Source organism: Streptomyces sp. SID4985, assembly GCF_009863025.1.
GTDB lineage: Bacteria > Actinomycetota > Actinomycetes > Streptomycetales > Streptomycetaceae > Streptomyces.
The window spans coordinates 1-21,040 of record NZ_WWIR01000696.1 but is presented as its reverse complement, the minus strand read 5'-3'; the positions used below and the strand labels follow the sequence as shown (position 1 = coordinate 21,040).

Here is a 21,040-nt window from a genome sequence, read left to right as displayed (position 1 = left end):
GGTTCCGTCGTGCGTACGCTCTGTTCATCGACGCTGATCGGTGAGTTCTTCATCATCGGTTTCGCGGGCCTGGTGGCCATGAAGGACCCCTCGCTCGCCATGTCCACGGTGTGGCTGGTGTGCGGGATCGCCATGGCCCTGTCCGTGCTGCTGTGCGGCATGGTGACCCGGCCGGGCGGCGTCGCCCTCGGCTGGGCCCTCCAGCTCGCGCTGATCGTCTCGGGGATCTTCGTGCCGATGATGTACATCATGGGCGCGGTCTTCGCCGCCCTGTGGTGGGCGTCGGTGCACTACGGCCGAAAGGTGGACGAAGCGAAGGCCCGCTTCGCGGCCGCGGCCGACCCCACCTCCACGCCTGACGCTGCGTGACGGGCGCCACGACACGCCCTGTAACCTCGTGCCACCGCACACGTCAGTCCTAAGGAGTCTTCCGTGACCCAGCGCACCCTCGTCCTGCTCAAGCCCGACGCCGTCCGTCGTGGCCTGACCGGCGAGATCATCAGCCGTATCGAGCGCAAGGCCGACTGGCGGATCACGGCGCTGGAGCTGCGCACGCTGGACCAGGACACCCTGGAGTTGCACTACGGCGAGCACAAGGGCAAGCCGTTCTACGAGCCCCTCGTCGAGTTCATGGCCTCCGGCCCCGTCGTCGCCCTGATCGTCGAGGGTGAGCGGGTCATCGAGGGTGTGCGGCAGCTCGCCGGTCCGACGGACCCGATCGCCGCGGCGCCCGGTTCCATCCGCGGTGACTACGGCGTCATCGTCCGCGAGAACCTGATCCACGCGTCCGACTCCGAGGAGTCGGCCGAACGCGAGGTGAAGATCTTCTTCCCGGGCCGTGTCTGACCGGTGCCCGGCGGCCCGTCCGGGCTACGCCGTGCGGAGTTTCCAAGAATTTTTCTGAGGGATCGTCAGACCGGCCGAAGCCCCGGACCTGGGACGGCCGTACGATTTCGGCCGTCCCTCGGCATATGCGTTGGCGATCGGGGGAACGTGTGCCCCCGATGGGCCGTCTCCACAAGCGAGGCGCCGCGTCATCTGCTGACAATGGCGAAGACCCTCGCGCGATGTCCGTGAAGGCGCGTCTACGATGGAACCCTTCACGTCACCGCACCCACCTCGCCTACCTGAAAAGCCCTCAAAAGCTCGTGGGTAGGCCAGACGAATCCTGATGGGGAACTCAATGTCGTTCATCGGCCGTGACATGGCTGTCGACCTCGGGACCGCCAACACGCTGGTGTACGTCAGGGGTCGCGGGATCGTACTCAACGAGCCGTCCGTCGTCGCCATCAACACCAACACCGGTGGCATCCTCGCGGTCGGTGCCGAAGCCAAGAAGATGATCGGCCGGACGCCGGGCAACATCGTCGCCGTGCGCCCGCTGAAGGACGGCGTCATCGCCGACTTCGAGATCACCGAGCGGATGCTCCGCTACTTCATCCTGAAGATCCACAAGCGGCGGTATCTCGCCCGTCCGCGCGTCGTCGTCTGCGTGCCCTCGGGCATCACGGGCGTCGAGCGCCGCGCCGTCATCGAGGCGTCCTCGCAGGCCGGCGCGCGCCAGGTGCACATCATCGAGGAGCCCATGGCGGCCGCCATCGGCTCCGGCCTGCCGGTCCACGAGGCCACGGGCAACATGGTGGTGGACATCGGCGGCGGCACCACGGAGGTCGCGGTCATCTCGCTCGGCGGCATCGTCACCGCCCAGTCCATCCGCGTCGCGGGCGACGAACTGGACAACGCGATCATCCAGTACATCAAGAAGGAGTACAGCCTTCTGCTGGGTGAGCGCACGGCCGAGCAGATCAAGATCACGATCGGTTCGGCGTACGACCTCGACACCGACGAGCACACCGAAGTCCGGGGCCGCGACCTGGTGTCCGGCCTGCCCAAGACCGTCGTCATCTCCGCCGCGGAGGTGCGCAAGGCGATCGAGGAGCCGGTCAACGCGATCGTCGACGCCGTCAAGACGACCCTGGACAAGTGCCCGCCGGAGCTGTCCGGCGACATCATGGACCGGGGCATCGTGCTGACCGGCGGCGGCGCCCTGCTGCGCGGCCTCGACGAGCGGCTGCGCCGCGAGACCGGAATGCCGATCCACATCGCCGAGGACCCGCTCGACAGCGTCGCGCTGGGTTCCGGCAAGTGCGTCGAGGAGTTCGAGGCACTCCAGCAGGTGCTGGACGCGCAGCCGCGCAGATGACGTAACACTTCGATTCCGCCGTACGAGACGTTCTTCGCTCGTGCGGCGGATCGTTGATATAGAGGCATAAGCTCCCGCAAACGGACCGCTCGGATTGGCGCTTCCTTTCGTGTTGGCGTTTTTCCGGCAGTCCTCGAATTCCTATTAGAGGAAGGCACGGCCGCCGCACGTGAGGGACACGAAAGAGAGCCGGCTGCTCCTGGTCCTGCTGATCGCCATCGCGTTCGCACTGATCACGGTGGACATCCGCGGGGGCCGGAACTCGCCGGTCGACGGCGCCCGGCATGCCGCTGCCGCGGCGTTCGGCCCGATCGAGAACGGACTGGCCTCGGCGGTCGATCCGGTCGGAGAGGCCGTCTCCGCCGTCCGTGACTCCGGCACCCGCCACGACCGGCTCGCCGTACTGGAGAAGGAGAACGCGGCCCTCAAGGCCAAGCTCGGCAGCGACGACCGCAACCGCAGCCGCCTCAACCAGCTGGACCGGATGCTGAAGATCGCCGGTGAGGGCCAGTACGGCATCAAGGGCGCCCAGGTCGTCGCCATAGGAGCGGCCCAGGGCTTCTCCTGGACCATCACCATCGACGCGGGCGCGAACGACGGCATCAAGCGCGACATGACGGTGCTCAACGGGGACGGACTGGTCGGCCGGGTCACCACCGTCGGCCCCGACACCGCCACCGTCCTCCTCGCCAACGACCCCGACTTCACCGTCGGCACGCGGCTGGAGGGCAGCGACGAACTCGGCTTCGCCTCCGGGCAGGGCGACCGTCCGCTGCGCGTCGAACTCCTCAACGGCAAGGCCGAGGTGAAGAAGGGCGACCGTCTCGTCACCTTCGGCTCGCAGGCCGACAAGCCGTTCGTGCCCGGCGTGCCCGTCGGCGTGATCTCCCGCGTCGACCCCTCCGGCGGCGGCCTGACCCGCACCCTGTACGTCACGCCGTACGTCGGCTTCAGCAAGCTCGACATCGTCGGCGTCGTCGTCTCCGGACCCAAGAAGGACCCGCGCGACGAGGTCCTGCCCAGCAAGCCCAAGCCGGTCCCGACGCCGACCGTGACCGTGACGGTCACCCCCTCGGCCGACGCGCCCGAGTCCACCGACGAGCAGCAGCAGTAGGAGCCGAACCACCATGCGCGTCAACCGCATTCTGCTCGCCGCCGCACTGGTCGTCGTCGCCCTGGTGATCCAGGTGAGCGTCCTCGCCCGGCTGCACCTGCCCGGCGCCGTGCCCGACCTGTTGCTGCTCACCGTCGTCGGCCTCGCCATGGTCTACGGCCATGTCGGCGGCGCCCTCGTCGGCTTCGGTGCGGGACTCCTCGCCGACCTCGCCCCGCCCGCCGACCACGCGGCCGGGCGCTACGCGCTCGTGCTCTGCGTCATCGGCTACTGCGCCGGGCTCGTCAGGCCGGAGAACGGCCGGCTGAAGTCCGCGACCGGCCCGATGGCCGTCGTGGTCGCCGCCGCCGTCGGCTCCACGCTGCTCTACGCGGGCGTCGGCGCCCTCGTCGGGGACACCGCCGCCCGCCACGTCGGCCTGACCGGGCTGCTGTTCTCCGCCGCGCTCTACGACCTGCTGCTCGCGCCGTTCGTCGTGCCCGGCGTCATGTGGCTGGCCCGCCGCACCGACAACGACCCGCTCACCGAGAACGGCCCGTCCGTCAAGGCCGGGAACATCTCCTCGGGCTGGCTCTCCTCCGGCACCGGCCTGCGCGTCGGCGGGCGGAGCGGCCTCGGCACCCTCAAGGCCAAGGCCCGCACCCGCTCCGCCCGGGTCGGACGCATCAAGGGGGTCAAGCGGCTGTGACAGCGGGCGACTTCACCCGAAAGAGTCAGCTTTGGGGGAACGGGCCGACACCGGCCCCGCGTTCATCGTTCGTACGCACACACGTTCACGTACGCGTCCACGCATCCGCGTCCGCGCACTGAGAGGGGGAGGCAGCCGCAGTGACCAACATTCCCGAGACCGGACGGACCCCAAGGGTCCAGATCCGGCTCGTCGTCATCCAGATCCTCGTCCTCTCCCTGCTCGGCACCCTCGGCGGCCGCCTGTGGTACCTCCAGATCCGCGAGGGCGCCGCGTACCAGCGCGAGGCCTCCGGCAACCACGTCCAGCAGGTCGTCGACCCCGCCGTGCGCGGTGACATCCTCGACGCCCGGGGCATCCCCCTCGCGGACAACGAGACCCGCCTGGTCGTCTCCGCCTCCCGCACCGACCTCCTCAAGCAGAAGGACGACGGCAAGGCGGTCCTCGCCAAGCTCGCCGGGGTGCTCGGCCTGAAGGCCGCGGACGTCGTGCAGAAGGTCCGCCTCTGCGACGCGAAGACCCCCCAGCCCTGCTGGAACGGCTCGCCGTACCAGCCGATCCCGATCACCGACGAGGCCACCCCCAAGCAGGCCCTCCAGATCCGCGAGCGCGCCGAGGACTTCCCCGGCATCACCGCCGAACCCGAGGCCGTGCGCCGCTACGGCGCCCCCGGCAAGTCCAACACCTCCCAGGTCCTCGGCTATCTCTCGCCCGTCACGGACGACGAGATCCAGAAGGCCAAGGACACCGACTCGCCCTATCTGCGCTCGGACATGGTGGGCCGCTCCGGCCTGGAGCGGCAGTACGACAAGGAACTGCGCGGCAAGGCCGGTGTCACCCGCTACGAGGTGGACAACCTCGGCCGCGTCATCGGCAGGGCCAAGGCCGACCCGGCCGAGTCCGGTTCCAACCTGGTCACCAGCATCGACTCCCGCGTCCAGCGCGTCGCGGAGTACGAACTGGACAAGGCCATGAAGGTCGCCCGCCAGCAGTTCGACAAGATCACCGGCACCAACTACAAGGCCGACTCCGGCGCCGTGGTCGTCATGGAGGCCAAGACCGGCCGCATCGTCGCCATGGCCTCCGCCCCCACCTACGACCCGAACGTCTGGGTCGGCGGCATCTCCGCCAAGGACTACAAGACCCTCACCGGCAAGAACTCCGACTACCCGCTGCTCAACCGGGCCATCCAGGGCCAGGCCGCACCCGGCTCCACCTTCAAGGTGATCTCCACCGCCGCCGCGGTCGAGGCGGGCTACGACTTCGACGGCCGCTACCCCTGCACGAGTTCCTACTCGGTGGGCAGCCAGGTCTTCAAGAACTTCGAGGGCGAGAGCTTCGGCCCGATCCCGCTGGGCCGCGCGCTCGAGGTCTCCTGCGACACCGTCTTCTACTACCTCGCCGACCAGCAGTGGAAGAAGGACGGCGGCATCAACCCCAAGAAGGGCCAGCCGAAGGACTTCTTCTACAAGGCCGCCCACCAGTTCGGCCTCGGCAAGGAGACCGGCATCGACCTCCCCAACGAGGTCACCGGCCGCGTCCCCGACCGCCAGTGGAAGCAGGACTACTGGAAGGCCAACAAGGACGCCTGGTGCAAGTACGGCAAGAAGAACGGCTCCTACGTCGAGATGATCGCGTACGAGAACTGCCTCGAGGGCAACAAGATGCGCGAGGGTGACTCGATCAACTACTCCATCGGCCAGGGCGACACCCTCGTCACGCCGATCCAGGAGGCCGTGATCTACGGCGCCGTCGCCAACGGCGGCACGATGTACCAGCCGACCATCGGCAAGGCGGTCATCAGCCCCGACGGCAAGACGGTCACGCCGATCCCGCCGAAGAAGACCGGCCGACTGCCCGTCAGCAAGGCCACCCTCAAGGGCATGAACGAGGCGTTCGCGGGCGTCGTCACCCGAGGCACCGCCGCCTGGAAGTTCGGCGGCTGGCCGCAGGACAAGATCGCGCTGCACGCCAAGACCGGTACCGCCGAGGTCTACGGCAAGCAGACCACCTCCTGGCTGGCCACCTACTCCAAGGACTACACGGTGATCATGACGATCGCCCAGGCCGGTACGGGTTCCGGAGCCTCCGGTGAGGCCGTGCGCAACATCTACAGCGCGCTCTACGGCGTCCAGGGCGACGGCTCCATCGACAACAAGAAGGCCCTGCTGCCCCAGCCGCAGAAGACCCTGCCGAAGGTCCGCACCGACGGCACCGTCGTCGCACCCAAGATCGTCGGCGACCCCGCCAAGGACGTCGAGGCCGCCCAGAAGAACAACGCGACCAACGCCGAGGACGACCAGCCCGCGGCCACCGCGCCCACGGACAACACCAACAGCAACACCCGCAGGCGGCCCCGCCGGAGGGGAAGCCGGAGGACGCGCACATGACCGGCACCAACAGCTTCTCCGTCTCCGGATACGGCCCCGAGCGGGCCGGCTGGACGAGGCTCCTCGCCCGCGACTCCGTGGCCCGGCGGCTCGACTGGCCGATACTGTTCGCGGCCCTGGCGCTGTCCCTGATCGGCTCCCTGCTGGTCTTCTCCGCGACCCGCGGCCGCACGGAGATCAACCAGGGCGACCCGTACTACTTCCTGCTCCGGCATCTGATGAACCTCGGCATCGGGGTCGCCCTGATGATCGGCACGGTCTGGCTGGGCCACCGCGCCCTCCGCAACGCCGTGCCGGTCCTCTACGGCGTCTCCCTGCTCGGGGTGCTGCTGGTCCTCACCCCGCTCGGCGCCACCATCAACGGCAGCCGGAACTGGATCGTGTTCGGCGGCGGCTTCTCGCTCCAGCCCGCCGAGTTCGTGAAGATCACGATCATCCTCGGCATGGCCATGCTGCTCGCGGCCCGGGTCGACGCGGGCGACAAGCCGTACCCCGACCACCGCACCGTCCTCCAGGCGCTCGGCCTGGCCGCCGTGCCGATCATGATCGTGCTGCTCATGCCCGACCTCGGCACGGTCCTCGCCATGGTGGCCATCATCCTGGGCGTGCTGCTCGCCTCCGGCGCCTCCAACCGCTGGATCTTCGGCCTGCTCCTCACCGGAGTCCTCGGCTGCGTCGCCATCTGGCAGCTGCACATCCTGGACGAATACCAGATCAACCGCTTCGCCGCCTTCGCCAACCCCGACCTCGACCCGGCGGGCGTCGGCTACAACACCAACCAGGCCCGCATCGCCATCGGCTCCGGCGGACTGACCGGCGCGGGCCTCTTCCACGGCTCGCAGACCACCGGCCAGTTCGTGCCCGAGCAGCAGACCGACTTCGTCTTCACGGTCGCGGGCGAGGAACTGGGCTTCCTCGGCGCGGGCCTGATAATCGTCCTCCTCGGCGTCATCCTGTGGCGGGCCTGCCGTATCGCCCTGGACTCCCCCGAGCTGTACGGCACGACCGTGGCCGCCGGGATCGTCGCCTGGTTCGCCTTCCAGTCCTTCGAGAACATCGGCATGACCCTCGGCATCATGCCGGTCACCGGTCTCCCCCTGCCGTTCGTCTCCTACGGAGGCTCGTCGATGTTCGCGGTCTGGATCGCGGTGGGGCTGTTGCAGTCGATCAGGGTGCAGCGGCCCATGTCGGCGTAGTGCCTCCGGCGGTTCGACGGGGGCTCACGGCTGGGGCATACGGTCGGGGTTCGGCCGAGGCTTACGGCCGGGGCCCACGAGCGGGGCCCACGAGTGGGGGCGAACCGGTCGGGGGTGGACGGTCGGGGCCGGGCGAGGCATACGGCGCGGCTCACCGGCGGCCTTCGGTCGGGCTCGGAGGTGCGGCGAGGGGCGGGAGGTCCACTCCCGCCCCTTCGGCGTGTCCGGGGGGTGGATGCGGTCGCGGGGGCGTTCTAGATTCGGTGCATGGCGGACGTGACGCGTGAAGTGGAGCGGAAGTACGAGGGCGGGGACGGCGGCTTCCCCGAGGTGACCGGCACCGCCGGGGTGGCCCGGGTCGCCGACCGGGGCGTGGCCGAACTGGACGCCACCTACTACGACACCCCCGACGAACGGCTCGCCGCCGCCTCCCTCACCCTGCGCCGCCGCACTGGGGGCGGGGACGCCGGGTGGCATGTGAAGTTCCCCGTCGCCCCCGGGGTCCGGGACGAGATCCGGGCGCCGCTGTCGGACACCGTGCCCGAGGAGATCGCCGCGCTGGTCCGCTCCCGGGTCCGCGGCGTCGGGCTGGTCCCCGTGATCCGGCTCCGCAGCGCCCGCCATGTCCTCGACCTGCTCGACGCCGACGGCACCCTGCTGGCCGAGGCGAGCACCGACACCGTGACCGCCGAGCGGCTCAACCGCGCGGGCGGCACCGCCCACTGGACCGAGACCGAGGTGGAACTGGCCGATGGCGGCGACCCCGCCCTCCTGGACCGGATCGAGAAGCGGCTGCGGGCGGCGGGGCTCACGCCGTCGAAGTCGCCGTCCAAGCTCGCCCGCGCGCTGGCGGAGACCGGCGGCCGGGGGAGTGGTGCCGGTGCCCCCGCCGCTCCGGTGACCGCGGGCGACCACGTCCTCGCCTATCTGCGCGAGCAGCGCGAGGCGATCCTCTCCGGCGACCCCGCCGTCCGCCGCGACCTGCCCGACGCCGTGCACCGGATGCGCGTGGCCACCCGCAGGGCCCGTTCCGCCCTGCGCGGCCTCCCCAGCGTGCTCGACCCCGCCGTCACCGCCCCGCTCGCGGCCGAGCTGAAGTGGCTCGCCGGGGAGCTCGGCCTCGACCGCGACCAGGAGGTGCTGGCCGAGCGCCTGACCGCCGACCTCGCCGGTCTCCCCGACGACCTGGTCACCGGACCCGTCCACGAGCGCCTGACCGGCTGGGCCACCGCCCGCCACCACAGCACCCGGGCCCAGCTGATCGGCGTACTCGACTCCGCGCGCTACCTCGCCCTCCTCGACACCCTGGACGCCCTGCTCACCGACCCGCCCCTGCTGAAGGGCGCCGCGCGCAAGCCGGGGAAGACCCTGAGCAAAGCCCTGCGGACGGACTTCGCCAAGCTCTCCCGGCTGATGGACACCGCCCTGGAGCTGCCGCCCGGCGAGGAGCGCGACCGCACGCTGCACGAGGCCCGCAAGAAGGCCAAGCGCACCCGGTACGGCGCGGAGGCGGCCGCAGACGCCCTCGGCGCCCCGGCCCGCGCCCTCGTCAAGTCCATGAAGTCCCTCACCACCCTCCTCGGTGAACACCAGGACGCGGTCATGGCCCGCCGCACCCTGCGCGAGCTGGCGGCGGTGGCGCACGGGGCGGGGGAGAACGCGTTTCCCTACGGGGTGCTGTACGGGCGCGAGGAGCGGCGGGCGGAGCGGGTGGAGGCGGAGCTGCCCGGACGGTGGCGGAAGATCGTGTCCCGCTTCCCGCTCTGAAGGGTACGGAGGACTGCGCCGACCGGGTTACGCTGGATGGTCACCCCTCCCCCCAGCCTCCGGCCGGGGGCACCCCCGTCAGCTCACGAAGGTAATGCCGCGATGTCCGTCGAGTCGGTCTTCCCGCAGCTCGAAGCTTTGCTCCCGCATGTGCAGAAGCCGATCCAGTACGTCGGTGGGGAACTGAACTCCACGGTGAAGCCGTGGGAATCCTCAGACGTCCGCTGGGCCCTCATGTACCCGGACGCGTACGAGGTCGGTCTGCCCAACCAGGGCGTCATGATCCTCTACGAGGTACTGAACGAGCGGGAGGGCGTCCTCGCCGAGCGCACATACAGTGTGTGGCCGGACCTGGAGGCCCTGATGCGCGAGCACAAGGTGCCCCAGTTCACGGTGGACAGCCACCGCCCGGTGAAGGCGTTCGACGTGTTCGGGCTGTCCTTCTCCACCGAGCTGGGCTACACCAACATGCTCACGGCGCTGGACCTCGCGGGCATTCCGCTCAACGCCGCAGACCGCACCATCGACGACCCGATCGTCCTCGCGGGCGGCCACGCGGCCTTCAACCCCGAGCCGATCGCGGACTTCATCGACGCGGCGATCATCGGTGACGGCGAGCAGGCCGTGCTGGACATGACGGAGATCATCCGCAAGTGGAAGGCGGAGGGCCGCCCCGGCGGCCGCGAGGAGGTGCTGCTCCGCCTGGCGAAGACCGGCGCGGTGTACATCCCGGCCTTCTACGACGTGGAGTACCTGCCCGACGGCCGTATCGCCCGCGTCGTCCCCAACCGCTCCGGCGTCCCGTGGCGCGTGTCGAAGCACACCGTCATGGACCTGGACGAGTGGCCGTACCCGAAGCAGCCGCTGGTGCCGCTGGCCGAGACGGTCCACGAGCGGATGTCGGTCGAGATCTTCCGCGGCTGCACGCGCGGCTGCCGTTTCTGCCAGGCGGGCATGATCACGCGTCCGGTGCGCGAGCGCTCGATCACCGGCATCGGCGAGATGGTCGACAAGGGCCTGAAGGCGACCGGCTTCGAGGAGGTCGGCCTCCTCTCCCTGTCCTCCGCGGACCACTCCGAGATCGGCGACATCGCCAAGGGCCTCGCGGACCGCTACACCGAGGACAAGATCGGCCTCTCGCTGCCCTCGACCCGCGTCGACGCGTTCAACGTCGACCTGGCCAACGAGCTGACCCGCAACGGCCGCCGGTCCGGTCTCACCTTCGCCCCCGAGGGCGGCTCCGAGCGCATGCGCAAGGTCATCAACAAGATGGTCTCGGAGGAGGACCTGATCCGCACGGTCGCCACCGCCTACGGCAACGGCTGGCGCCAGGTGAAGCTGTACTTCATGTGCGGTCTGCCGACGGAGACCGACGAGGACGTCCTGCAGATCGCCGACATGGCGACGCACGTCATCCAGAAGGGCCGCGAGGTCTCCGGTTCCGGCGACATCCGCTGCACGGTGTCGATCGGCGGCTTCGTGCCCAAGCCGCACACGCCGTTCCAGTGGGCCCCGCAGCTCTCCGCCGAGGAGACGGACGCCCGCCTCCAGAAGCTCCGCGACAAGATCCGGGGCGACAAGAAGTACGGCCGCTCCATCGGCTTCCGCTACCACGACGGCAAGCCCGGCATCGTCGAGGGCCTGCTCTCCCGTGGCGACCGCCGCACCGGCGCCGTGATCCGCGCGGTCTACGAGGACGGCGGCCGCTTCGACGGCTGGCGTGAGCACTTCTCCTACGACCGCTGGATGGCCTGCGCCGACAAGGCGCTCGCCCCCTTCGGCATCGACGTCGACTGGTACACCACCCGCGAGCGCACCTACGAGGAGGTCCTTCCCTGGGACCACCTCGACTCCGGTCTCGACAAGGACTGGCTCTGGGAGGACTGGCAGGACGCCCTCGACGAGACCGAGGTCGAGGACTGCCGCTGGACCCCGTGCTTCGACTGCGGTGTCTGCCCCGCCATGGACACCCAGATCCAGGTGGGCCCCACGGGCAAGAAGCTGCTGCCGCTCGCGGTCAAGAAGTAGCCCGCACGCATGGCTGAACCCCCCTCGCTCCGAGGGGGGTTCAGCCGTTTCTGGCCTACGGTGTGCCGCGCCGCAGGGTGTTGATGACGACGAGGGCGAGCGTGATCGCCCCGCCGCAGGCGGTTCCGCCGGTGAGCAGGGCCGCCGCCACCCCGTGGCTGTCGCTCCACTTGAGCAGGGCCGCCGCCGCGCCGATGAACAGGCCGAACAGGACCGAGACGGCCACCCACAGCCCCGTCAGGCGGTGATCGCGCGCCATGTCGCCTCCATCTCTAGATGTATAGAGTTAGGAGCCCAACTCTACATATCTAGACTCTAGATGTGTAGAGTTGGCGGCATGGCGCAGAACCCGAGGATGACGAAGGCGACCCTGGAGGTGCTTGATGTCCTCTATCAGGGCCCGGAGAAGCTGTACGGACTGAAGATCGCGCAGGGCACCGGCCTGATGACCGGCACGGTGTACCCGATCCTGGCCCGCCTGGAGAACATCGGGTGGGTCACCAGTGTCTGGGAGCAGGACGAGGGGCCGGATGTGCGCGGCGCGCGGCGCCGGTTCTACCAGCTGACCCCCATGGGGCGGGAACACGCCCGCGCCGCGCTGCGGGAGCGTGCCGCGCGCGAGTCCCGGACCGCCCACCACCGCCCGGAGACGGGACTTGCCTAAGGAGTGAGGATGGGGCTGGAGTACCTGCAGGACCCGAACTTCTGGGTCGTGCAAGTGATCATCGGCACCGTGCTGATGCTCAGCAGGTTCCCCCTGGAGCTGTTCCACTGGCTGACCCGGCGGTCCGTCCGCCGCGTCGAGCAGCGCGTCAAGGCTTTCGCCCGGTCCGTCGGCGACGACGCGCTCCACGAACGGATCGAGGAGATGGTCAACGACCATCTCGAGGCACCCCGACTCCTCCGCTTCTTCTACGCGTTGATGATCATTCGGGAAGGCCGCAGGCTGCTGGCGGCCGACGGCCCGCCGTCCTCGCCGCCGCAGGGTGGTGCTGGAGAGGACGCCTCTGCCGGTACCGTGCCCGATGCGACGCCTCCTCGGCAGGCCGCCGGACCGGACGGCGACGGCGACCCGGCGGCCGACCCGTCGCCGGTGCGTCCCCCGGCGGCCGGACCCCCGTCGACCACCGCTCCGGTGGCCGACCCTCCAACGACGGTTCCGCCGACGGTTGTTCCTCCGACGACCCTTGCGCCGGTGGCCGTCGCTCCGGTGGTCGATCCTCCGACGGCCGTCCCGCCGACGGCTGTTCCTCCATCCCCCGTCTCTCCATCCCCCGTCTCTCCAGCCCCCGTCCCTCCGGTCGCCGTTCCGCCGCGCCGTCGGCGCGTCGACGCGCTCGTGGACGCGGTGTGTGCCCGGCTGGCGATCCTGGCCGGACACATCGTGGGCGGTGAGTACGCGGCGGACTACGAGACCGAGATGGCCCAGGACCTCGCGGGCGCCAGGAAGCGTCTGGTCCGGCTCGCCTATGCGCTGAGCAACGTGATCGGGGCGTTCCGGCTGCGGCTGATCCTGCGCACCATCCCCTTCCTGCAGGGGCTGCTCGCGCCCCGCGAGGGCAGGCGCCGCCCGGGTCTGCTCCAGCTGATCGACTGCATCGTCGCGTCCGATCTCGTCTGCGCGGGCTTCACGGTCGTGGTGGACACGATCGTCCTCCTGTTCGTCCGTGGCTGGCTCGGTCTGACCTTCGTCACCTGGGCCGCCCTTCCGCTCGCCCTTCTCAGCGCGTACGTCCAGTCGCGGGCGCGGAGGGCCTGGCGCACCCTGCGCCCGGACGACGGGACGGAGGAGCCGACGTAGAACCGGGTGCGGAACCCGGCTGGATCCGCCGGGATCCGGTGCGATCCGGCAGGGTTCCGAACCTCCATGCTCCAAAGGGATGTACGGATCGTTCCGTGCGGTTAGAGTCGTCCGGTTACGTCCGGTTGGGGGCAGCCGGAGGGTGGGGTCGGCGGTGCCGATGTCCTGGGGAGGGCTTGCAGGGGATGAGTCGTCGCTCTTCTGGTCTGGCGGGGGTCTGGGCGGAGGCGCAGCGTCAGCAGCAGCGTCTGCGTGAGGACGAGGCGCGGCGGGAGCGGGAACGGGAGCGCCTGGCGCGGGCCAGGGAGCGGGAACTCGCGCAGAGTCAGCGGGAGTTCCGGCAGGCCGAGGCGCGGCGGCGTACGGAGGAGCTGGAGGCCCGGGTGGCCGCGCTGCGGGGGCTGCTGGCGGCCGGGTGCGGTGCTCCGGTGTTCCGGGTGGCGCGGTTGATGCGTGCGGAGGAGGTCGAGCCGTTCGATCCGGGGCCGTTGGGGTGGCCGGTGCGGATGCCCGATCCGGAGCGGTACCGGGCGGCGCGGGGCGGCTGGACGGCGGCGCAGCGGGCGCAGGCGGAGGCGGACGCGCGGACCCGGTTCGAGCACGACTGGTTCGCGGCGCAGGCGGCCGAGTCCCGGCGTCAGCTGCAACTCGCCGTGCGGCAGCGGGAGTACGAGCAGCGGATGGCGGTCCGGCTGGCCGAGGTCCGGCGGCACAACGCGGGGGTCGCGGAGGCCGCCGAGAGTGTGCGGCGGGGTGAACCGGAGGCGGTGGTCGCGTACTTCGGGGCCGCCTTGCGGGCTTCCACGGCGTGGCCCGGCGGTTTCCCGTGCGTGCCGCGCGCGGCGTACGACCCGGTGGCCCGACAGCTGGTGCTGGACTGGGAGTTGCCGGGGTTCGCCGTGGTGCCGGAGGCCAAGTCGGTGCGGTACATGCCCACGTTGGACCAGGAGAAGGAGACACCGCGCCCGGTGGGGCAGCGGCGGACGCTGTACCGCGAGGTGCTGGCGCAGTGTCTGCTCCTGGTGGTCCAACAGGTCTTCGCTGCCGACGAGTTCGGGGCGCTGGACTCGGTCGCGGTCAACGGCGTCGTCGACGACCACGATCCGGCGACGGGCAGACAGGCCCTGATCTGTCTGGCGACGGTCATGGCGCCGAAGGACACCTTCACCGCTCTCCACCTCGCCCAGGCCGACCCGGTGAGCTGTCTGACGGAGGCCCTGCGGGGTCTGCTCTCGGCGCGGCCGGACCAGCTCGTGGCGGTACGGGCGGGCCGCAGGCCGGAGGACGTACGCGTCGGCCCCGGCGAGCACGCGCCCACGGGGGAGGAGCCGGACCTCTACGAGATGGACCCGATCGCCTTCGAGTCGCTGGTGGCCGAACTGTTCCGGGCCATGGGCATGGAGGCGGTGACGACCGAGCGGTCGGGCGACGGCGGGGTGGACGTGCACGCCGTCGATCCGGCTCCGATCCGGGGCGGGCAGATCGTCGTGCAGGTCAAGCGGTACCGCAACACGGTGCCGCCGACGGCGGTGCGGGATCTGTACGGGACCGTGCAGGACACCGGCGCGAACAAGGGCGTCCTCGTGACCACCTCGGGCTTCGGGCCCGGCTCGCGCACCTTCGCGCGGGGCAAGCCGCTGGAGCTGATCTCGGGCCCCGAACTGGTCGACCTGCTGCACCGCCACGGGCTGCACGGCCGGCTGGGCGAGCGCGCGGGCCGTCCCGCCGCCGATGCGCCGCTCGGCGACTACAACGTGCTGGGCATGTCCTGGTCCGGCGAGGTGGCGCTGGACGTGTGCGCGCTGGTCTGCAGGGGCGGCCGGGTGCTCGGCGACGACCACTTCGTGTTCTTCAACAACCCCGCCACCCCGGACGGGTCCGTCCGCTCGGTGCCCGCCCCACCGCCCGACAAGGCGGCCGTCCGCGTCTCCTTCGACGCCCTGCCCGCCGAGGCCGACCGGCTCGTCCTGGTCGCCGCGGTCGACCCGGAGGCCGACCCCCACGCCGACCTCTCGGGCTTCACGGCCCCCTTCATCCGCCTCCTGGACCCGGCCCTCGCCGAACTCGGCCGTCTGGAGGTCTCCGAGGGCCGCCCCGGCGAAACCGCCCTGGTCCTCGGCTCCTTCCGCCGCCGCCCGACCGGCGACTGGGACTTCGTCCTCGGCGGCCGCGGCTACCCGGGCGGCCTGGCCGAACTGCTCGCGGACCACGGGATCGCGGTGGAGTGAGGCGGCTTCCATCGCCCCGGCGACCGTGACCGGGGCGACAGATGATCACACCTTGTTGATCCGCCAAGCGATCATGCCGGTCGCCCCGGTGTCCCCGTCGACATCGATCCGTACACCCCGTGCGCCCGTGAACCGCTCGAACACCTCGGACCGATCACAGGGAACCGCCCTCGCTCGCACCGGCGCGCCCGGCGTGCCCGACGTGAGCGTGACCTTCGCCGTGCCCTGTCCGGCACAGACGACGGTGAGCCGGTAGACGCGTCCCGACTGCGTCCCGGGCTCGGTGTGAACGCCCTCGGAGACGCGCTCCACGCCTGACTCGACCATGGACGCGTGCCCGGCGCCGCTCGCGTCGAGCGCCGCCCGCGCCTGCGCCGCGAGCTTCCTCTCGGCCGCCGGGGTCGCGCCCGGCGACGCGGAGGCGGTCACCCGGTGGTGCGGCTGGCCGCCCGAGCCGCCGGTGCCGGCCGTACAGCCCGTCAAGCACACGGACACCAGCACGGCCGCGAGAACCCCTGCCCGGCCCACACCGAACCTCATATGCGCTTCCCCCTCGTGAGTCTCCAGGCGTCCGCCGTGGTCGCCGTCGGACACCCGGACGCTAGGGGCGCGTTCGTGCCCGCCACAAGCGAGTGGGGCTGTTTCTGAGGGGAACCTGAGGGTGGGCCCGGCGCGCGGAAGGAGCCCCGGCCGGATGCTCGGGCGGGGCCCCCTCCCTATATCTGACTGATCGTCAGACCGCAGGCGCGTACTTCGGGTTCGGGCCGTACTCGTTGGGGTCGGGGCGGCCCTCCTGGGCCAGGAAGACGATCAGGATGATCCAGCCGATGAAGGGGATCAGGCCGATGAGAACGAACCAGCCGGAGCGGCCGGTGTCGTGGAGGCGGCGGACGGCGACGCCGAGGCCGGGCAGGAAGAGGGCCAGGCTGTAGATCCAGCTGAGGGCCATGGTGCCGATGATCCGGCTGACGATCGACAGGACGATCGCGATGACCAGGTTGACCAGGAAGAACATCCAGTATTCCTGCCGCCGTGCGCGGCCGGTGAAGACGGCGTACTTCTTCAGGACGTCGACGTACCAGTGCATACTCGCCCCCCAGTGAAGTTTCTGGTTTTGAGCTCCATGGAAGCAGCGGTCATGATTGATCGCCAGAGTCTGGTGTGTCCCTGTTTCAGGTGCGTGCCGGAGTCCCCAGCCGCGCGTCCAGCCAGTTGAAGATCCGCTGCTCGAACAGCGCGCGTCCCAGCGGCTCGCAGTGCAGGTCCGCTCCCTCCTCCTCGGTGAAGCGGACCAGCCACTTGGGGCCGGGCAGCGCGTCGTACAGCCGCCGGGAGGCGCCCGGCCAGAAGTGCTCGCCCTCGGGGTCGGTGATCAGCAGGGGAGTGGTGATCCGGTCGAGGACGGACGTGAGGTCGTACCGGGCCACCTCGGTCAACAGGTCGTACGGCGCATCGATGCCGTACGGCCGGGCCCGCCACCGCCACACCGCGGCCAGCGACGGGTTCTGCTCCAGCGCCTCCCCGATGATCGCGTCGAAGGCGTCCCGGTCCCCGGACTCCCACAGCCCGCGCAGATCGGGGCCGAGCTGCTGCCACCAGCTGTCGCACACCCGGACCACCCCCGGGTCGGCGACGGCGGCGGCGACGCGCTGCTCGAAGGCGAGCGCGCGCGGCACCCAGTAGCCGCCCTGGCTGATCCCGGCCAGGGCCAGTCGGCGCGGGTCGACGTCGGGGCGGAGCAGGAGATAGTCGACGACCGGGGTGATGACGTTCTCCCAGTCGGGCCGGAAGGTCACCCCGCGGTCGAAGAGCATCGACTGCTGGCCGGGGCCGTCGAAGAGCAGGACGCGGTAGCCGCGCTCCACGGCGGGCGCGCCGAGCAGCGTCCAGGCGGCGGTCAGCGGGCCGTCGCTGCCGTTGTTGACGATCAGGGTCGGCAGCGGGGCGTCGTCGGCGCCGGGCGGGCTGATCAGATAGCCGGGCAGCGTCGTGTCCTCGTACGGGATCGCGACCCGCTCGGCGGGCGGGTCGCAGGCGTGCAGGAAGCGGTCGAGGCAGGCCCGGTGCTCCGCGAACACCTCGGCGGCCCGCTTCCCGCCGCCCTGGAGCGCGTCGGCGGCGACCAGGGCGGTGCCGAAGTAGCCCGCCGCGCGCAGCCAGGCGGCGCGGGCACTGAGCGGATGCCCCATGGCCGCGCAGCGGTCGGCGTCCTCGCTGACCCGGCGCCCCAGTTCCGTCCAGGCGTCGAACCACGCCGCGCCGTCCCCGTCGGCCACCCCCGCGGCGGTGGCCAGCACCTCGCCCGCGTCGGCGCCGCGCCGCCACACCGAGCCGAGGGCGAGCTGGACCTCGTAGTTGAACTGGTCGTTCTCGTTGAAGCGGTAGCTCATGGAGGCTGCTCCCGGGACAGACCGTGCCGACCCCCGCGCATCCGGAACGCACCTTCCACGGTAGGGGCGGCGCGGGCCGTGCGCACACGGGCGGCGCGCGTGCGGCCCGGCCCGCTCGGCGCGACCATGAAACGAGAAAAGCGTGAGCCGAACGAGGGAAACGCGAGTCACCGGAGGAACCCCATGGTCCAGCAGACGGCGACGAAGGCCCCCGCCAAGAAGCCCGTCGGCACGGGCAGTGTGTTCCTCTCCTTCGCCCCCTGGATCATCTTCGGCGTCGTCGCGAGCCCCAGTACCTGGGAGTACGCGGCGCTCGCCGCCCTGGTCGCCTCCCTCCTCCTCGCCGCGCAGGACCTGCTGCACGGCAGGATCCGCGTCCTCGACGTGACGGGCATCGTCTTCTTCGCCGTACTCGCGGTCCTCGCGCTCGCCCTGAGCCGGGACGAGCTGCTGTGGGTGGAGACGTACGCCCAGGTCATCTCCAACGGCCTGGTCGCCGTCGTGGCGCTCGGCTCCCTGCTCGCCGACCCCTTCACCGCGCAGTACGCGCGCGAGTCGACCCCACGTCAGTACTGGGACTCGCCCGTCTTCAAACACATCAACATGGTCCTGACGGCGGTGTGGGGCCTCGCCTTCGCCCTGATGACGCTCTTCACCTGGCTCGCGATCCGCTTCCCCGACCAGGACGACTGGTTCAACTGGGTCGTCCCGATCGCGCTGCTGGTCGGTGCCGTCCGCTTCACCCAGTGGTATCCGGACCGGTACAAGGCGAGCCGTACCGCCGTGGCGGAGGGGTGAGACGGAGGCATCCATGGCGGCCGCTCCTGCGTCTGTACGGGCATGGACCTGGACAAGCCGCCCACCACGCCCGCGTACTCCGGGGGATGCCTCGCCGTGGCGATCCGCGTTCCCGTGCGGATCGTCGTCCTCGTGCTCGTGGTGCCGGTACGCCTTGTGTGGGACGCCCTCACCGTCGTCGGCCGCTTCCTGAGGGACGCCCTGCTGCGCCCGCTGGGCCGCGCGCTGCTGTGGCTGGGCCGGGCGCTCTTCGTGTGGCCGTGGGTGGCGCTGTGGCGCTGGGTCGTCGTGCCGGTCGCCCAGGGGATCGGATTCCTGGGCCACCTCCTCCTGGTGGTACCGGCGCGGTGGCTGTACGCGCGCGTGCTCGCTCCGCTGGGCCGGGGGACCGGGTGGCTCGCGCGAGTCGTCGGCACGGCGGTGTACACGGCGCTGGCCTGGCTGGGGCGCTACCTGCTGGTCGTCCCGGCGGGGTGGCTGTACGCCCGGGTGCTCGCGCCCGTCGGACGCGCGGTCGCGTGGTGCGCGCGGGCCGTCGCGGCCGGAGTGGGCATCGCCCTGTACTGGACGGCGCGCGTGCTGCTCGTGCTGCCCGCCCTCTGGCTGTGGACCTGGGTGCTCGTACCGGCCGGGCACGGGCTGTCCTGGCTCGCGGACGTGGTCGTCACCGGGGTCGGCACCGCCCTGTACTGGACCGCACGCGTCCTGCTGGTGCTGCCCGCGGGGTGGCTCTGGCGCCGGGTCCTGCTGCCCGTCGGCCGGGTTCTCGCCGTCGTCGGGCGGGAGATCGCGGACGCCCTCGGACACGCCTGGCGGATCGCCGGACGCATCTCGCTGGCGGTCGGACGCGCGCTCGGCACACTCTTCCGGTGGATCTTCGTGGAACCCGTCCGATGGGTGTACCGCACCGTCCTCACCCCCGTCGGACACGTCGTGCGCGATTACGTCCTGCGGCCCGCCGCACAGGTCGCGCGCGCCGTGGGACAGGCTTCGCGGCAGGCCCTCACCACCGCCCGCGACACCGTCCGCCAGGCCCGCCGGGACCTGCGCCGGATGCTCCTCGGCGACCCCCGCCCCCCGGTCGCGGTGGACCGGCGGGAACCTCACGAGCCCGGCACACGTACTCTTGGTAGCAGTACGACCGCACTCACGAAGGACTAGGACACTGGGCAAGCGACAGCCCGAAGGCCCACCGCCCGCACCCGCGGTGCAGCGCATCCGACTGCGTTACACCAAGCGCGGCCGCCTCCGGTTCACCAGCCACCGCGACTTCCAGCGCGCCTTCGAGCGCGCGCTGCGCCGCGCCGAGGTGCCCATGGCTTACTCGGCGGGGTTCACGCCGCACCCGAAGGTGTCGTACGCCAATGCCGCACCCACCGGCACGGGCAGTGAGGCGGAGTACCTCGAGATCGCCCTGACCGCGCCGCGCGACCCCGAGGCCCTGCGCGGCCTGCTCGACGAGTCGATGCCCGCCGGACTGGACATCACCGACGCGGTCGAGGCCCACACCTCCGGCCTCGCCGACCGGCTCGCCGCCTCCCTGTGGGAGCTGCGGCTGGACGGCGTGGACCCGGCCGAGGCCCGCCGCGCGGTCGACGCCTTCCACGCGGCCGACACGGTCGAGGTGCAGCGCACGACCAAGAACGGCGTGCGCACCTTCGACTGCCGTTCCGCCGTCTCCTCCCTGGAGATCGTGGAGACGCAGCCGCAGGCTGATAGGCCGGAGGACCGGCCCTGTGCGATACTGCGCCTGGTTGTTCGGCACGTGACGCCTGCCGTACGACCCGACGACGTCCTGTCCGGTCTCCGCGCCGTGGCCGACCTGGCGCCGCCGGTCCCCGCAGCGGTGACCAGGCTGGCGCAGGGGCCTTTCGATGAAGAGACCGGCACGGTGACCGACCCGCTCGCGCCCGACCGCGAGGCAGCCCAGGCCAAGACGGCCGAACCGGCTGCCGCCGCGACGGCGGCGACGCCGGAAGGTTCCGTGTAGGACACACGCCGTAGCGCCGCCCTCGTACTCGGGAGCCACCTGGGTCGGGCGGTGCACCTACCAGAAGACTTTCGCCAGGCCGTACCGACAAGGCGTACGGAACCGGCGAGACAGGACACTGAGTGCTCCCGTGCGGCGCCCGCGCCCCGGACGGCGGTCATCGCGCATCGCGCGGGCCGCGGACGTCAACGGCGGACGGCCCGAAGAGGCCGGCGCCGGACCAGGCGCGGCGCCCGGGAGCCTGACGGGAGAAATGCCCGGATGCTCGAACCGACCGAGCCCAACGAGGGTTCCGAACTGAACACCCCGAGCGACACCCTGCCCCCGCGCAGGCGTCGCCGAGCCGCCTCCCGGCCGGCGGGTTCGCCCACCGCCGCCGAGGCCCCCACCGAGGTCGTCACGCCCGCCACCGGGGCCGACGAGTCCGCGGCCCAGCAGTCGCAGGCC

General features: G+C 71.1%; 20 protein-coding genes. 16 read left to right on the top strand and 4 right to left on the bottom strand.

What is annotated here, in order from left to right:
• Positions 1-9 precede the first annotated feature (9 nt).
• The 9 genes from GTW40_RS30845 (at position 10) to GTW40_RS30805 (ending at position 11,386) form a co-directional block, all read left to right on the top strand.
• On the top strand, positions 10-369 hold the full coding sequence (locus GTW40_RS30845; RefSeq protein WP_161183431.1) for a DUF4233 domain-containing protein: 360 nt from the start codon (positions 10-12) through the stop codon (positions 367-369).
• Positions 370-432: 63 nt separating this feature from the next.
• Positions 433-846 carry a nucleoside-diphosphate kinase gene (gene ndk, locus GTW40_RS30840; protein WP_161183430.1) on the top strand — a complete coding sequence of 138 codons (414 nt, stop codon included), beginning with the start codon at positions 433-435 and terminating at the stop codon, positions 844-846.
• Positions 847-1,183: 337 nt separating this feature from the next.
• Complete coding sequence (locus GTW40_RS30835) at positions 1,184-2,203, top strand: rod shape-determining protein (protein ID WP_014672705.1); 1,020 nt, start codon at positions 1,184-1,186, stop codon at positions 2,201-2,203.
• Positions 2,204-2,372: 169 nt separating this feature from the next.
• Positions 2,373-3,317, top strand: a complete 945-nt coding sequence (gene mreC, locus GTW40_RS30830; protein ID WP_161183429.1) for a rod shape-determining protein MreC — start codon at positions 2,373-2,375, stop codon at positions 3,315-3,317.
• A gap of 13 nt (positions 3,318-3,330) precedes the next feature.
• Positions 3,331-4,005: a rod shape-determining protein MreD gene (gene mreD, locus GTW40_RS30825; RefSeq protein ID WP_161183428.1), complete on the top strand. Its 675-nt coding sequence runs from the start codon at positions 3,331-3,333 to the stop codon at positions 4,003-4,005.
• Between the two features lie 140 nt (positions 4,006-4,145).
• Entirely contained in the window at positions 4,146-6,395 is a 2,250-nt protein-coding gene (gene mrdA / locus GTW40_RS30820) for a penicillin-binding protein 2 (protein WP_161183427.1), read from the top strand.
• Positions 6,392-7,591 carry a rod shape-determining protein RodA gene (gene rodA / locus GTW40_RS30815; RefSeq protein ID WP_161183426.1) on the top strand — a complete coding sequence of 400 codons (1,200 nt, stop codon included), beginning with the start codon at positions 6,392-6,394 and terminating at the stop codon, positions 7,589-7,591. Before mrdA ends, rodA begins: the two co-directional genes overlap by 4 nt.
• A 267-nt stretch (positions 7,592-7,858) precedes the next feature.
• Positions 7,859-9,358 carry a CYTH and CHAD domain-containing protein gene (locus GTW40_RS30810; RefSeq protein ID WP_161183425.1) on the top strand — a complete coding sequence of 500 codons (1,500 nt, stop codon included), beginning with the start codon at positions 7,859-7,861 and terminating at the stop codon, positions 9,356-9,358.
• 102 nt (positions 9,359-9,460) lie between these two features.
• On the top strand, positions 9,461-11,386 hold the full coding sequence (locus GTW40_RS30805) for a TIGR03960 family B12-binding radical SAM protein (protein WP_161183424.1): 1,926 nt from the start codon (positions 9,461-9,463) through the stop codon (positions 11,384-11,386).
• Between the two features lie 55 nt (positions 11,387-11,441).
• On the opposite strand, the gene GTW40_RS30800 is transcribed toward GTW40_RS30805, so the two are convergent.
• A complete protein-coding gene (locus GTW40_RS30800) occupies positions 11,442-11,645 on the bottom strand; it encodes a hypothetical protein (protein ID WP_161183423.1) in 204 nt (67 codons plus the stop codon).
• Between the two features lie 78 nt (positions 11,646-11,723).
• Here GTW40_RS30800 and GTW40_RS30795 point away from each other — a divergent pair, with 78 nt between their 5' ends.
• From GTW40_RS30795 to GTW40_RS30785, 3 genes are all read left to right on the top strand, one after another.
• Entirely contained in the window at positions 11,724-12,050 is a 327-nt protein-coding gene (locus GTW40_RS30795; RefSeq protein WP_202486640.1) for a helix-turn-helix transcriptional regulator, read from the top strand.
• A 9-nt stretch (positions 12,051-12,059) separates the two neighbouring features.
• Positions 12,060-13,187 (top strand): hypothetical protein, encoded by a 1,128-nt coding sequence (locus GTW40_RS30790; protein ID WP_161183421.1) that lies wholly within the window; start codon positions 12,060-12,062, stop codon positions 13,185-13,187.
• A 185-nt stretch (positions 13,188-13,372) separates the two neighbouring features.
• A complete protein-coding gene (locus tag GTW40_RS30785) occupies positions 13,373-15,415 on the top strand; it encodes a restriction endonuclease (RefSeq protein WP_161183420.1) in 2,043 nt (680 codons plus the stop codon).
• Between the two features lie 45 nt (positions 15,416-15,460).
• Here GTW40_RS30785 and GTW40_RS30780 read toward each other — a convergent pair whose 3' ends face one another.
• The 3 genes from GTW40_RS30780 to GTW40_RS30770 form a co-directional block, all read right to left on the bottom strand.
• Positions 15,461-15,955 (bottom strand): hypothetical protein, encoded by a 495-nt coding sequence (locus tag GTW40_RS30780; protein WP_161183419.1) that lies wholly within the window; start codon positions 15,953-15,955, stop codon positions 15,461-15,463.
• 193 nt (positions 15,956-16,148) lie between these two features.
• Positions 16,149-16,502, bottom strand: coding sequence for a DUF805 domain-containing protein (locus GTW40_RS30775; protein ID WP_161183418.1), 354 nt, complete (start codon positions 16,500-16,502; stop codon positions 16,149-16,151).
• Between the two features lie 85 nt (positions 16,503-16,587).
• A complete protein-coding gene (locus GTW40_RS30770) occupies positions 16,588-17,805 on the bottom strand; it encodes a dipeptidyl aminopeptidase (RefSeq protein ID WP_161183417.1) in 1,218 nt (405 codons plus the stop codon).
• A 183-nt stretch (positions 17,806-17,988) separates the two neighbouring features.
• Between GTW40_RS30770 and GTW40_RS30765 the strand changes: the two genes are divergently transcribed.
• From GTW40_RS30765 to GTW40_RS32870, 4 genes are all read left to right on the top strand, one after another.
• Positions 17,989-18,603 carry a hypothetical protein gene (locus GTW40_RS30765; protein WP_161183416.1) on the top strand — a complete coding sequence of 205 codons (615 nt, stop codon included), beginning with the start codon at positions 17,989-17,991 and terminating at the stop codon, positions 18,601-18,603.
• A 42-nt stretch (positions 18,604-18,645) separates the two neighbouring features.
• A complete protein-coding gene (locus tag GTW40_RS30760; protein WP_161183415.1) occupies positions 18,646-19,764 on the top strand; it encodes a hypothetical protein in 1,119 nt (372 codons plus the stop codon).
• A 46-nt stretch (positions 19,765-19,810) separates the two neighbouring features.
• Positions 19,811-20,593 carry a TIGR03936 family radical SAM-associated protein gene (locus GTW40_RS30755; RefSeq protein WP_161183414.1) on the top strand — a complete coding sequence of 261 codons (783 nt, stop codon included), beginning with the start codon at positions 19,811-19,813 and terminating at the stop codon, positions 20,591-20,593.
• Between the two features lie 261 nt (positions 20,594-20,854).
• On the top strand, positions 20,855-21,040 hold a 186-nt coding region (locus tag GTW40_RS32870; protein WP_202486650.1), incomplete at its 3' end, for a hypothetical protein.